The organism is Citrobacter sp. Cpo065 (assembly GCF_030332805.1).
Taxonomy (GTDB): Bacteria; Pseudomonadota; Gammaproteobacteria; order Enterobacterales; family Enterobacteriaceae; genus Citrobacter; species Citrobacter portucalensis.
Genome location: NZ_JAOWHC010000030.1, coordinates 131,047 through 145,334, shown reverse-complemented (window position 1 = coordinate 145,334; position 14,288 = coordinate 131,047). Strand labels below are relative to the sequence as shown.

The following is a 14,288-nucleotide window of genomic DNA, read 5'->3' as shown; positions in this document are numbered from 1 at the left end:
TGGAGGCGCATTATAGGGAGTTTCCTGCGGCCCGCAACCCTTAAATGACAGAAAAATGACTGACTGCTGCATTCCACAGCAAAACCCCGCCTTATACCAATTTACACACAGAGTTATCCACAATCGTAAGGAAATTATCTGTAAGCGTCCCTAAAAAGGGAGAGAATCGGTATGAAAACCTCTATTATGAAAACCTCTATATAGAAAGAAATTCACTCTACGCTATATAAAGAAGAAGGACTGACAACTTAAGCGCCATAATCCCTACCACCTTTGAATTACGCACCCCATCAGGCAATAATACCCGCACAAACCGTGATTTCAGGACCGTGATGAGATACTCCCTGCAACGTACTGCTATACGTAAACGCCCGATGAAGCTTGGCACCACCGTGATCCTCATGGTTAGTGCAGTACTCTTCTCCGTGCTGCTTGTCGTTCATCTGATTTATTTCTCGCAGATCAGCAACATGACGCGCGATGCATTAGCGAGTAAAGCGCTTGCGGTCGCGCGAACGCTAGCCAACTCTCCGGAGATCCGCCAGGGACTAATGAAAAAGCCCGAGGAAAGCGGCATTCAGGCGATTGCCCAGGCGGTGAATAAGAGCAACGACTTTTTGTTCATCGTCGTCACTGATATGCAAAGCATTCGTTACTCCCATCCCGAAGCGCAGCGAATCGGTCAGCCATTTAAAGGTGATGACATATTGCTGGCCCTGCAGGGTAAAGAGAATGTCGCCATTAATCGCGGATTCCTGGCTAAAGCTCTACGTGTATTTACTCCTATCTATGACGAACATCACCGGCAGATTGGCGTCGTGTCGATCGGCCTTGAGCTAAGCCGGGTGACTGAGCAGATCAATAACAGCCGCGGCAGCATCTTTTGGTCCATCTTATTTGGTGTACTGGTTGGGCTACTCGGCACATGGGTATTTGTCAAAGTCCTCAAGCGCATTCTGTTTGGCCTGGAGCCTTATGAAATCTCCAATCTGTTCGAACAACGCCAGGCGATGCTGCACTCTATAAAGGAAGGTGTTATTGCCGTTGACGAGTGCGGTGAGGTGACGCTGATTAACCAGGCGGCGCAGGAGCTGCTGGATTATCACAAATCACAAGATGATGCCCAGCTCTCCACACTCAGCCATGCGTGGTCACAGGTGGTCGATTTTTCACAGGTACTACATGACGGAACGCCGCGCCGCGATGAAGAGATCATGGTGAAGGATCGGCTACTCTTAATTAACACGGTCCCGGTACTCAGCAACGGTAAAATCATCGGTGCCATTTCAACCTTCAGAGATAAGACTGAAGTCCGAAAACTAATGCAACGTCTGGATGGTATGGTCAACTATGCCGACGCACTTCGTGAACGATCCCACGAATTCATGAATAAATTGCACGTGATTCTGGGATTATTGCATCTGAAAAGTTATAAGCAGCTTGAAAATTACATCCTGAAGACCGCAAACAATTATCAGGAAGAAATTGGCTCACTGTTAGGAAAAATAAAATCACCGGTGATCGCAGGATTTTTACTCAGTAAGATTAATCGCACATCTGATTTAGGCCATAGTCTGGTCATTAGCAATGAAAGCCAGTTACCGGAAAATAGCAACGAAGATCAGGTGGCGGTACTGATTACCGTTCTGGGGAATCTGATTGAAAACGCCCTGGAGGCGCTAGGTCAAGAACCTGGTGGTGAGATCAGCGTATCCTTGCATTATCGACACGGCTGGTTGCATTGCGAAGTGAATGACGATGGTCCGGGGATTGCCCCCGAAAACATTGAGCACATCTTTGAGAAGGGCGTTTCGTCAAAAGGAAGCGAACGGGGCGTTGGTTTAGCGCTTGTTAAACAACAGGTTGAAAACGTTGGCGGTAATATTTCCGTCGAGTCTGAACCAGGGATCTTCACCCAATTTTTTGTACAGTTACCGTGGAATGGTGAGAGGGCCAGCAGATGATCAATGTCTTAATTGTCGATGACGATGCAATGGTAGCGGAATTAAACCGCCGTTATGTCGCGCAACTCTCCGGTTTTCACTGCTGCGGCACAGCCTCCACGCTGGAGAAAGCAAAAGAGATAATCTTTCATAGCGGTCATCATATCGATCTGATTTTGCTAGATATTTATATGCAAAAAGAAAACGGTCTGGACCTGCTACCGGTTCTGCACAGCGAAGGTTGCAAGTGTGATGTCATCGTCATCTCTTCCGCCGCTGATGCCACCACCATCAAAGATTCACTTCACTACGGTGTTGTTGACTACCTGATCAAACCTTTCCAGGCTTCCCGGTTTGAAGAGGCGCTCACCGGCTGGCTGCACAAGAAAAATGAGATGGACAAGCATCAGTATTATGAACAGTCTGAGCTTGACCAGCTGATTCACGGCAGCTCTTCCAATGAACAGGAAGCACGGCGCTTACCTAAAGGGTTAACGCCACAAACGTTACGCACGCTGTGTCAGTGGATTGATGAGCACCAGGATCAGGAGTTCTCCACGGATGAGCTGGCCAACGAGGTCAATATCTCGCGTGTCTCTTGCCGTAAATACCTTATCTGGCTCGTCAATTGTCACATCTTATTTACCAGCATCCATTATGGCGTGACCGGCAGACCTGTTTATCGTTATCGCGTGCAGGCTGAACACTACTCATTGCTTAAACAATATTGCCAATAAATACACTTGGGATTATTTGTTATTTGAAAGTAACAATTATTAAAATAATGAAAAATCCCAATTTCACCAGCTGGCACTGTAAAATTATAAATTTGCGTTAGATCAAATATATTTGTATCCGGCATGTTAAATGTATTATTTTAATATTGACAACCATCACACTGTTTTTAATTTCAAAATCGCTAACAAAAGTTAATTAAGTATTATCTAACTCGCAGAGTGTGTATTTTTACCCATAAAGGATTAGTCTGAAATTAACCAGACATAAAAAATCTAGACTGGTAGCAATGGAGACCATGCTACGTACCATGGACACCGTACATTTTTGTGAGCAAATAAAAGTATCCGCACGCCGACCTCATCACATTATGAGATGGCGTGACCGTGATCACATAAATAATCTACTCACCCATTCTGTCGGTGGTTCACGCAATAGCGGAAAACGCAAAACAGATAAATTACAGCGTCAACCGCAGCTTTCCATGCCCAGCTCTGCTTCCCATCGCCTGAGGATTTTCTCCTCTGATCAAAGCCACAGAAAAAAGCTAAATATTTCCATAAATTTGAAAAAACATTCTAGCAAGACATTTGAACATTAATCGCAAATACGGACATATCGAATACTGACCATTTTTTGATGCTTATTCTGGCAAAAAAGAATGTGGCACAGATCCATTTTTCAAAAAATTGACTGGGTTTTTCGCGAGGGTAAATAAAATGTTATTTAGTATACAACTTCTCATAATATTAATATGTTTGTTTTATGGTGCCAGAAAGGGCGGTATCGCGCTGGGTTTATTAGGCGGTATCGGCCTGGTCATTCTGGTTTTCGTTTTCCATCTCCAGCCGGGTAAACCACCTGTAGATGTAATGCTGGTTATTATTGCCGTGGTGGCCGCATCGGCAACCTTGCAAGCCTCCGGCGGCCTTGACGTTATGCTGCAAATCGCTGAAAAGCTGCTGCGCCGTAACCCAAAATACGTTTCCATCGTCGCACCTTTCGTTACCTGCACCCTGACGATTCTCTGCGGTACAGGGCACGTGGTATACACCATCCTGCCAATCATTTATGACGTTGCCATTAAGAACAATATTCGCCCGGAACGTCCGATGGCGGCGAGTTCTATCGGTGCACAGATGGGGATTATCGCCAGCCCGGTTTCTGTAGCCGTTGTGTCACTGGTGGCAATGCTGGGTAACGTAACGTTTGAAGGCAAGCATCTCGAATTCCTCGACCTGCTCAGCATCACCATCCCGTCTACCCTGTTGGGTATCCTGGCGATCGGTATCTTCAGCTGGTTCCGTGGTAAGGATCTGGATAAAGATGAAGAGTTCCAGAAGTTCATTTCCGTACCTGAAAACCATAACTATGTGTATGGCGATACCGCCACGCTGTTAGACAAAAAGCTGCCGAAAAGCAACTGGCTGGCCATGTGGATCTTCCTGGCTGCTATCGCCGTGGTTGCCGTGCTTGGCGCGTTCTCTGAGCTGCGTCCTACCTTTAGCGGCAAACCGCTGTCAATGGTGCTGGTTATCCAGATGTTCATGCTGCTGACCGGTGCGCTGATTATTATCCTGACGAAGACCAATCCCGCTTCAATATCTAAAAACGAAGTCTTCCGTTCCGGTATGATCGCGATTGTGGCGGTGTACGGTATTGCCTGGATGGCCGAAACAATGTTCGGCGCGCACATGACAGAAATCGAAGGTGTGCTGGGCAATATGGTGAAAGAGTATCCGTGGGCCTATGCAATTGTTCTGCTGCTGGTATCCAAATTTGTAAACTCCCAGGCAGCGGCGCTGGCAGCGATTGTTCCGGTCGCGCTGGCAATCGGGGTTGATCCCGCGTACATCGTGGCTTCTGCTCCGGCATGTTACGGTTACTACATTCTACCGACCTACCCGAGCGATCTGGCTGCTATCCAGTTTGACCGTTCCGGCACCACCCACATCGGCCGCTTCGTTATCAACCACAGCTTCATTCTGCCTGGCTTGATCGGCGTAAGCGTATCCTGTGTCTTTGGTTGGATCTTCGCCGCAATGTACGGTTTCCTGTAATCACAGTTCGCGTGCCGTCCACGTTGGTACGGCACGCCACCATGAAGACACAGAGAATTTTAAAATTCCTGAGAAAAATGAAAAGGCTGGAAGCAAATGTCAAAAGTTGAATTCACTTACCAGGCGGCTTTCCCACTGGGGGAAGACAAAACTGAGTACTACCTGCTGACATCCGAACACGTCAGCGTCGGCGAGTTTGAAGGCGAAACAATCCTGAAAGTAGCCCCTGAAGCACTTACGCTACTGGCCCAGCAAGCCTTCCACGATGCCTCCTTCATGCTCCGCCCAGAACACCAACAGCAAGTCGCCTCAATTCTCCATGATCCCGAAGCCAGCGAAAACGATAAGTACGTGGCGCTGCAGTTCCTGAGAAACTCCGAAATCGCCGCCAAAGGCGTGTTGCCAACCTGCCAGGACACCGGTACGGCAATCATCATGGGGAAAAAAGGTCAGCGTGTTTGGACCGGCGGCGGCGATGAAGCGGCGCTCTCCAAAGGCGTATTTAATACCTATATCGAAGATAACCTGCGCTACTCGCAAAACGCGGCGCTGGATATGTACAAAGAAGTAAATACCGGCACCAACCTGCCCGCACAGATCGATCTGTACAGCGTGGACGGTGACGAATACAAATTCCTGTGCGTGGCCAAAGGCGGCGGCTCAGCCAACAAAACTTATCTGTATCAGGAAACCAAAGCGCTGCTGACTCCCGGCAAACTGAAAAACTTCTTGGTTGAGAAAATGCGCACGCTGGGTACCGCAGCTTGCCCGCCGTATCACATCGCATTCGTTATTGGTGGTACGTCAGCGGAAAGCACCCTCAAAACGGTGAAGCTGGCTAGCACACACTACTATGACGCGCTACCGACTGAAGGCAATGCTCACGGCCAGGCGTTCCGCGATCTGCAACTGGAACAAGAACTGCTGGAAGAAGCGCAAAAACTCGGCCTTGGTGCTCAGTTCGGCGGGAAATACTTCGCACATGATATCCGCGTGATCCGCCTGCCTCGCCACGGCGCATCCTGCCCGGTTGGTATGGGCGTTTCTTGCTCCGCAGACCGTAACATCAAGGCCAAGATCAACCGCGAAGGGATCTGGATTGAAAAACTGGAACATAACCCAGGTCAGTACATTCCGGAATCTCTGCGCCAGGCGGGCGAAGGCGAAGTGGTTAAAGTTGACCTTAACCGCCCAATGAAAGAGATCCTCGCCCAGCTCTCTCAGTACCCGGTTTCTACTCGTCTGTCACTGAGCGGTACTATCATTGTTGGTCGTGACATTGCCCACGCGAAGTTAAAAGAACGTATTGAGTCCGGCGAAGGTCTGCCGCAGTACGTGAAAGATCATCCGATCTACTACGCGGGTCCGGCCAAAACACCTGCAGGCTACCCGTCCGGTTCTTTAGGTCCAACCACCGCAGGTCGTATGGACTCCTACGTTGACCTGTTGCAGTCTCACGGCGGCAGCATGATCATGCTGGCAAAAGGTAACCGTAGCCAGCAGGTGACTGACGCCTGCCACAAACACGGCGGCTTCTACTTAGGCAGCATCGGTGGACCGGCAGCGGTACTGGCGCAGCAGAGCATTAAGCATCTGGAATGCGTGGAATACCCGGAGCTGGGTATGGAAGCTATCTGGAAAATCGAAGTAGAAGATTTCCCGGCTTTCATTCTGGTCGATGACAAAGGCAACGATTTCTTCCAGCAAATCGTCAGCAAACAATGCGCTAACTGCGCGAAGTAACCCATTCGGCCCGGCACTGGACTGGCACTAAATTTTTGGCGTCAGTCCAGCGATCCCCCCGGGCCAACTTTATCCCCCCATTTACTGGTATTGGATTTTTGCCGTTCACAGGGAATAGTGACCTTTTCCATTACGTGTGAATTCGCAATGCTCCGCACTCTGAACCCCACAATCTTGCGCACCGGCGCATTGATCCTGGCGCTGATTCTTATCTACACCGGTATCTCTGCCTCGGAGAAAATCACCTGGCTGATGGAAGTCACGCCAGTCATTATTGTCGTCCCGCTGTTACTGGCAACCATGAAGCAGTACCCATTGACGCCGCTGCTTTATACGTTGATTTTCTTGCACGCCATCATTCTGATGGTAGGCGGGATGTATACCTACGCCAAAGTCCCCGTCGGTTTTCAGGTTCAGGAATGGCTGGATCTCAGTCGAAACCCCTATGACAAGCTGGGCCACTTCTTCCAGGGACTGGTACCAGCCCTGACGGCAAGAGAGATTTTAGTGCGCGGCAATATTGTCCGTGGTCGTAAGATGCTGGCATTTTTGGTCTGCTGCGTAGCACTGGCGATTAGCGCAATGTATGAACTGATCGAATGGTGGGCGGCGCTGGCAATGGGACAAGGTGCGGATGACTTCCTTGGCACGCAGGGTGACCCGTGGGATACCCAGTCGGACATGTTCTGCGCCCTGCTCGGTGCGTTAACAACGGTCCTCGCACTGGCGGGCTGGCACAATCGGCAATTGAAAATGGCCGGAGAGCGCTAACGCTTCTCCGGCAATCTACATTACCTACTGCGATACTTGATAACCAGAATCGGCAAGGCGAACAACAGTGTCAGAAAGTTCGCCATGCTGACGGCAGTATCTTCAATCAATAATCCGTAAATCAGCCACAAAACCAGCCCGCACACAAACATCACATACATCAAACCGGAGATACCTTGCGTATTGCGGGTGGTAATAACCTTAATGGCTTGCGGCAAGAAAGAGAGCGTCGTCAGGCTGGCCGCCAAATATCCAATCAACGAATACCATTCCATCGCTATGCCTTCACATCGCCTGGAGCCACTACCGCAATAGCCGGGATATCCGGTTGCTCATGGTGCTGCGGCACCTTGCGATACTTATCCAGTAAATGGATCTGGATCCTGCGCAGGGTGTCGCCATTCAGTCGATAAAAGCGGAAATACAGGACCAAGGTCACCACAAAAAAGAGTGCGGGTAGCGCTATCATAATAAACTGCATGCCAACGATGGTTTCGGCAGACTGCGCGATATTTGGCGCGTAATTAATCACTCCGAGTATCAACGCGATAAAGAAAGCGGCAAATGCTGACCCACCTTTTACCACCATTGTCTGCACCGAATAAGCGATACTTTCACAACGAACATTAAGTTTGTATTCGCCGTAATCAACGGTATCCGCCACCATAATGACCTGCAACACCCAGAAAAGCGCAGAACCAATATTCAGTAAAACACCCGCTATAACAATCAGTAAGATATTATGGAAATCTGCCAGCGCCATCACCAGTAGTACGCTACAGCTAAGCACCGGCAACACCGATGCCCCAGCCCACAAGATCCGTCGTGACAACGCGTTTACCAGCCGAGGAAAGAAAATCAGCGTCAACAGGTTTGCCGCACCTGCGTAAGACATGTAGTACGGGAAGAGACTTGCATCGCCAATCACGTAGGTAAAATAGTAAATGGCAAAGCCAGCAATGATATTAGATGCAATATTGTAAGCCAGTGCCATACCTAACAGGCAGGATAGCTGGTCATTTTTATAGATGAGCCCAACGATCGCTTTCAACCCAAGACGACTGCTGTCTGCCGTGGCCTCACTGTCTGACGAATAAACCTCATGCACATTCCGTAGCGTCACAACGGTGGAAACGATAAAGAACGCGATGAGAATTAGTGTAAACATCTGAAAACCAAAACCACGATCTGCTCCGCCAACATAGCTCACAAAAGGCAGCGTCACGCCTGCGGTAACAAACCCAGAAAGGCTGGCGAAGAAACGGGGGTACGGCACCAGTTGTTCACGCTCGCGTTTATCCAGCGTAATGGTTGGCACCAGTGACCAGAATGGAATATCCATAATGGTGTAGGTCATTCCCCATAATATATACGTCACGCAAACAAATACGACCTGCGCAGTACCCTCAAAAAGATGTGCGCTAAAAAGCAAAAACAGCACCAATGAGTTCGCCAGCGTACCGAGCAAGATCCAGGGTTTAAATTTCCCCCAGCGCGATCGGGTGGCGTTCACAATCCAGCCCATGATGGGATCGTTTACCGCATCCCAGATCCTTGCCGCCAGGAACAACGTTCCGACCAGCCCCACCGATAATCCCACTACGTCGGTGTAGTAATACATCAGGTACATGTACACAATACCGATGGCGAAATCCTTACCAAACGCTCCAAATCCATAACTGAGTTTTGTTGTCAGAGATATGCTCATAGGGTATCGGGTCGCTGTTACCAGCGCCCGCCTTCTGTAAGAGGAAACGTCAGAGGTTAAACGCCGGATACAATGCCCGGCGTGATTGTGTATTAACGGTGCAGCCAGGCCGGCAGCCAGTCGCCGTGAGACGCGATCAGGTCGTCCACCAGCGCATAAATCTCTTCAATCCCCAGTACCGCGGCGGTATGCGGATCCATCATTGCCGCGTGATAAACGCGATCGCGATTCTCCGTCAGGATGGCTTCCGTTAGCAGGGTCTGAACATTGATATTGGTTTGCATCATGGCCGCCAAATGTGACGGGAGAGTCCCGACTTTCGTTGGCTGAATACCATTTGCATCGACCAGACAAGCGACTTCAACGCAGCAGCCTTGCGGCAGGTTATCGATCAGATTGTCATTGCGAACGTTGCCATACACGACGCTCGGTTCACCGGTCCAGATAGCGTTCATGATAGTGCTGGCATATTCGCGCGACGGTTTAATGTCGATCCGCTCAGCCGTTTTGTACTCTTCCAGCTCTTTTTTCCAGTTCGCCAACTGTTCCACACAACGTTTCGGATATTCATCCAATGGCACCTTATAGCGCTCAATCAGATCTTCACGTCCCGGTTTGATAAACCACGGCGTATATTCAGCGAAGTGCTCCGACGATTCGGTGACGAAATACCCCAATTTTTTGAACATTTCATAACGCACAATGTTCTGGCAACGGGTATTTCCGTGAATATTTGGTTTCGGCGCCTGACCGGATTCATAGGCCGCCAGCAGCTCCGGGTAGAGATTCACATAGGCACCGTCCGCCGTTTTGCGCTCCAGCTCCAGATAAAACGCCATATGGTTGATCCCGGCACTGCGATAGCGCAAAGAAGCAGGGTCGATGTTCAGATCGCGGGCCAACTCCTCCGCCGTCCCCTGCACCGAATGACACAACCCAACCTGCTTAATATGCGGATAGCGCGCATACATTGCCCAGGTGTTCATTGCCATCGGGTTAACGTAGTTAAGCATTGTGGCCTGCGGACAAACTTCGGTCATATCCTCACAAATCTGCCATAAATGCGGGATGGTACGCAGCGCGCGCATGATGCCGCCCGGCCCCAGCGTGTCGGCAATCGTCTGCTCCAGGCCATGGCGTTTACACACCGTAAAATCGGTGACGGTACAAGGTTCATAGCCGCCGATCTGGAAAGCGACCACCACAAAATCAGCATCCTGTAATGCTGCTTTTTGATCGGTATAGCAGGTGATTCGTCCAGACGCGCCCGCAGAATCCATCAACTTGCGCACAACAACGTGTGATTCTTCCAGACGCGTAGGATCGAGATCCATCAAGGCGATATGCGCAGATTTAAGCGCATCGCGGTGAAAGACGTCCCCAAGAATATTTTTGACGAAAATCGTGGAACCGGCGCCGATAAAGGTAATTTTGGGTGCAGACATCATGACTCTCCAGAACATTAGTGAACACAGTCATGGTGGCACAGCGCATAGATGAAAACCTCCGACTTCCCTGCTGAGCATTCCCATAAACTCAGATCATCACTCTGCGCCCTATTGGATCTGAGTTTATGGGACAAAATCACCCAAAAAGCAGAGTATGCGGCCGCAAAATGTCGCTATGCTCAATGGTAACGGTCCAATTTGTGTCCTGATTCTCAGCCTTAATACGTGTTAAATGACATGATTCTGATAATTCAGGAAATGGAGCAACCATGAGTACATTACCGACATCGTCTCTCCCTCCCGATCCGCACATGTGCAGTAGCGATGAAGAACAAACCCGCAGCCCGCTATCGCTGTACTCAGAATATCAACGGATGGATATCGAGTTGCGCTCACCGCATGCTATGCCTGCCAGCCACTGGCATGGGCAGGTGGAGATCAATGTTCCGTTTGATGGTGACGTCGAATACCTTATCAACAATGAAGTCGTGCAGATAAAACAGGGACACATCACGCTATTCTGGGCCTGTACACCGCATCAGCTCACGCGTCCGGGTAGCTGCCAAAGTATGGCTATCTTCAATTTACCGATGCACCTTTTCCTCTCCTGGCCGCTGGATCGCGAGCTGATCAACCATGTTACCCATGGAATGGTCATCAAATCGCTGGCGTCGCAGCAGTTGAGCACCTTTGAGGTTCAGCGCTGGCAACAGGAACTGAGCAACCCGAACGAACAAATTCGCCAGCTCGCCATTGATGAAATTGGTCTGATGCTCAAACGGTTTAGCCTTTCCGGCTGGCAGCCTATCCTGGTCAATAAAACCTCGCGGACCCACAAAAACAGCGTGTCGCGGCACGCCCAGTTTTACGTCAGCCAAATGCTGAGCTTTATTGCCGACAACTACGATCAGGCGCTCACCATCAACGACGTCGCGGAACACGTGAAGCTCAACGCCAACTACGCGATGGGGATTTTCCAACGCGTAATGCAACTCACCCTGAAGCAGTACATCACGGCAATGCGGATCAATCACGTCCGCGCATTGCTTAGCGATACCGATAAAACCATTCTCGACGTTGCGTTGACCGCCGGATTCCGATCCAGCAGCCGTTTTTATGACACCTTCAGCAAGTTTGTCGGCATGTCGCCGCAGCAGTACCGCAAACTGAGCCAGCAGCATCGGCAAACAATCGCTGGTTGATATCATTCGGCAATATCAGTATCAGCCAAAAAAATATTCCCCCTGTCGATAAACGGCGGTGAAAAACCGCCAATAAGCAAACATAACCTACTGTTTAAAAACAAATTAAACACAAATTAGACTATTTTTTACCCGCTTTACAGCCCATTTTGACAGGATAATACTTGCCTGCGTCACATTCATACGGTGTGTCTGCAATTCATAGATTGCAACCTTTCCACAACCGGGTAAAAGATGATGAAAGTATTAATTGTTGAAAGTGAGTTTCTGCATCAGGACACCTGGGTCGGTAGCGCTGTCGAACGTCTGGCTGACGCATTAAGCCGCCAAAATGTTACCGTCATTAAGTCCACCTCATTCGACGATGGTTACGCAATCCTCGCCGCCAATGAAGCCATTGATTGCCTGATGTTCAGCTATCAAATGGAACAACAAGACGAGCACCTGAACGTCAGGCAATTGATCGGCAAGCTCCACGAGCGCCAGCAAAACGTACCTGTTTTCCTGCTGGGCGATCGCGAAAAAGCCACCGCATCGCTGGATCGCGACCTGCTGGAGCTTGTCGATGAATTCGCCTGGATTCTGGAAGACACCGCAGACTTTATCGCCGGTCGCGCCGTTGCGGCAATGACCCGCTACCGCCAACAACTTCTGCCACCGCTGTTCAGCGCGCTGATGAAGTACGGCGACATCCATGAATACTCCTGGGCAGCACCGGGTCACCAGGGCGGCGTCGGATTCACCAAAACACCGGCCGGTCGTTTCTACCATGATTACTATGGTGAAAACTTATTCCGTAGCGACATGGGTATTGAACGTGCATCGCTCGGCTCGCTGCTGGATCATACCGGCGCGTTTGGCGAGAGCGAAAAATATGCCGCCCGCGTGTTTGGCGCTGATCGCTCCTGGTCCGTGGTGGTCGGGACTTCCGGCTCTAACCGCACCATCATGCAGGCTTGTATGACCGACAACGACGTCGTGGTGCTGGATCGTAACTGCCATAAATCCATCGAGCAGGGGCTTATCCTCACCGGGGCAAAACCGGTGTACATGGTGCCAAGCCGCAACCGGTACGGCATTATCGGGCCTATCTACCCGCAGGAAATGCAGCCTGAAACATTGCAGAAAAAGATCAGCGAAAGCCCGCTGACCAAAGGTAAAGCCGGGCAAAAACCGTCTTACAGCGTTGTGACCAACTGTACCTACGACGGTGTTTGCTACAACGCCAAAGAGGCCCAGGACCTGCTCGCGCAAACCAGCGATCGCATCCACTTCGATGAGGCCTGGTACGGCTATGCTCGCTTCAACCCAATTTACGCCGATCACTACGCCATGCGTGGCGCGCCGGGCGATCATAACGGTCCTACCGTTTTTGCCACCCACTCGACCCACAAACTGCTGAATGCGCTTTCTCAGGCATCTTACATTCACGTTCGTGAAGGTCGTGGGGCCGTGAACTTCTCCCGCTTTAACCAGGCGTACATGATGCACGCCACTACCTCTCCGCTGTATGCCATCTGCGCCTCAAACGACGTGGCGGTTTCCATGATGGACGGTAACAGCGGCCTGTCGCTCACCCAGGAAGTGATCGACGAAGCGGTCGATTTCCGTCAGGCCATGGCACGGTTGTACAAAGAATTCACCGCCGAAGGCGACTGGTTCTTCAAACCGTGGAACAAAGAGATTGTGACCGATCCGCAGACCGGCAAAACCTATGACTTTGCCGATGCGCCAACCCAACTCCTGACCACCGACCAGAACTGCTGGGTAATGCGCCCGGGTGAATCCTGGCACGGATTTAAAGACCTGCCGGATAACTGGAGCATGCTGGACCCGATCAAAGTCAGCATTCTGGCTCCGGGGATGGGCGACGATGGTGAACTGGAAGAGAACGGCGTACCGGCTGCACTGGTCACCGCCTGGCTTGGCCGCCACGGCATCGTGCCGACCCGTACCACCGATTTCCAGATTATGTTCCTGTTCTCCATGGGGATTACCCGCGGGAAATGGGGCACACTGATCAACACGTTGTGCTCTTTCAAACACCATTACGATGCCAATACCCCGCTGGCACAGGTGATGCCAGAACTGGTTGAGGAACATCCAGACACTTACGCCAACATGGGCATTCACGATCTGGGCGACACCATGTTCGCCTGGCTGAAAGAGAACAACCCAGGCGCACGTCTTAACGCGGCTTACTCCGGCCTGCCTGTTGCTGAAATCACCCCGCGTGAAGCCTATAACGCGATAGTCAGCGATAACGTTGAGATGGTGGCCATTGAAAATCTGCCGGGTCGTATAGCCGCGAATTCCGTTATTCCTTACCCACCAGGAATTCCGATGCTGCTGTCCGGGGAAAACTTTGGCGACGCCAATAGCCCGCAGATTAGTTATCTACGTTCGTTGCAGTCCTGGGACCACCACTTCCCTGGATTTGAACATGAAACCGAAGGAACGGAAATTATTGACGGTGTGTACCACGTTATGTGCGTGAAAGCATAATGTCGTTTTATAGATAGTCCGATGTTTAAGGTAGACATGTCATGCTTGAGTAATTCCTGAGTATTGCTGCAAAACAATAACATTGTCATACCTTTTTGCGCGGGACCACCCCGCGCTTTTTTTATACGCAAATAGCGCCTTTCCACTTGCGTACAAAAATGTGTACATAAGAA

The 14,288-nt window shown here is 50.4% G+C and carries 10 protein-coding genes; 7 read left to right on the top strand and 3 right to left on the bottom strand.

What is annotated here, in order from left to right; genetic code table 11:
* Positions 1–332 precede the first annotated feature (332 nt).
* The 5 genes from OGY68_RS11115 (at position 333) to OGY68_RS11095 (ending at position 7,252) form a co-directional block, all read left to right on the top strand.
* A complete protein-coding gene (locus OGY68_RS11115) occupies positions 333–1,964 on the top strand; it encodes a sensor histidine kinase (RefSeq protein WP_057068413.1) in 1,632 nt (543 codons plus the stop codon).
* On the top strand, positions 1,961–2,680 hold the full coding sequence (gene dcuR, locus OGY68_RS11110; RefSeq protein WP_008786975.1) for a two-component system response regulator DcuR: 720 nt from the start codon (positions 1,961–1,963) through the stop codon (positions 2,678–2,680). The genes OGY68_RS11115 and dcuR overlap by 4 nt, the downstream gene beginning before the upstream one ends.
* Before the next feature lie 717 nt (positions 2,681–3,397).
* On the top strand, positions 3,398–4,738 hold the full coding sequence (dcuB, locus tag OGY68_RS11105) for an anaerobic C4-dicarboxylate transporter DcuB (protein ID WP_003031873.1): 1,341 nt from the start codon (positions 3,398–3,400) through the stop codon (positions 4,736–4,738).
* 96 nt (positions 4,739–4,834) lie between these two features.
* A complete protein-coding gene (gene fumA, locus OGY68_RS11100) occupies positions 4,835–6,481 on the top strand; it encodes a class I fumarate hydratase FumA (RefSeq protein WP_057068411.1) in 1,647 nt (548 codons plus the stop codon).
* A 147-nt stretch (positions 6,482–6,628) separates the two neighbouring features.
* Positions 6,629–7,252 carry a DUF2238 domain-containing protein gene (locus OGY68_RS11095; protein WP_057068409.1) on the top strand — a complete coding sequence of 208 codons (624 nt, stop codon included), beginning with the start codon at positions 6,629–6,631 and terminating at the stop codon, positions 7,250–7,252.
* Positions 7,253–7,272: 20 nt separating this feature from the next.
* Here OGY68_RS11095 and OGY68_RS11090 read toward each other — a convergent pair whose 3' ends face one another.
* The 3 genes from OGY68_RS11090 to melA all read right to left on the bottom strand — a co-directional run bounded on the left by OGY68_RS11090 (position 7,273) and on the right by melA (position 10,408).
* Positions 7,273–7,527: a SemiSWEET transporter gene (locus tag OGY68_RS11090; RefSeq protein ID WP_008786972.1), complete on the bottom strand. Its 255-nt coding sequence runs from the start codon at positions 7,525–7,527 to the stop codon at positions 7,273–7,275.
* A 2-nt stretch (positions 7,528–7,529) separates the two neighbouring features.
* On the bottom strand, positions 7,530–8,960 hold the full coding sequence (melB, locus tag OGY68_RS11085; RefSeq protein ID WP_057068406.1) for a melibiose:sodium transporter MelB: 1,431 nt from the start codon (positions 8,958–8,960) through the stop codon (positions 7,530–7,532).
* A gap of 92 nt (positions 8,961–9,052) precedes the next feature.
* The gene (gene melA, locus OGY68_RS11080) at positions 9,053–10,408 is read right to left on the bottom strand and encodes an alpha-galactosidase (protein WP_008786970.1); all 1,356 of its coding nucleotides are present in this window, start codon (positions 10,406–10,408) and stop codon (positions 9,053–9,055) included.
* A gap of 269 nt (positions 10,409–10,677) precedes the next feature.
* Between melA and melR the strand changes: the two genes are divergently transcribed.
* Together melR and adiA are read left to right on the top strand one after the other, a co-directional pair.
* Complete coding sequence (gene melR / locus OGY68_RS11075) at positions 10,678–11,610, top strand: transcriptional regulator MelR (protein ID WP_057068404.1); 933 nt, start codon at positions 10,678–10,680, stop codon at positions 11,608–11,610.
* A 237-nt stretch (positions 11,611–11,847) separates the two neighbouring features.
* Complete coding sequence (adiA, locus tag OGY68_RS11070; RefSeq protein ID WP_003826754.1) at positions 11,848–14,115, top strand: arginine decarboxylase; 2,268 nt, start codon at positions 11,848–11,850, stop codon at positions 14,113–14,115.
* Positions 14,116–14,288: the final 173 nt, after the last annotated feature.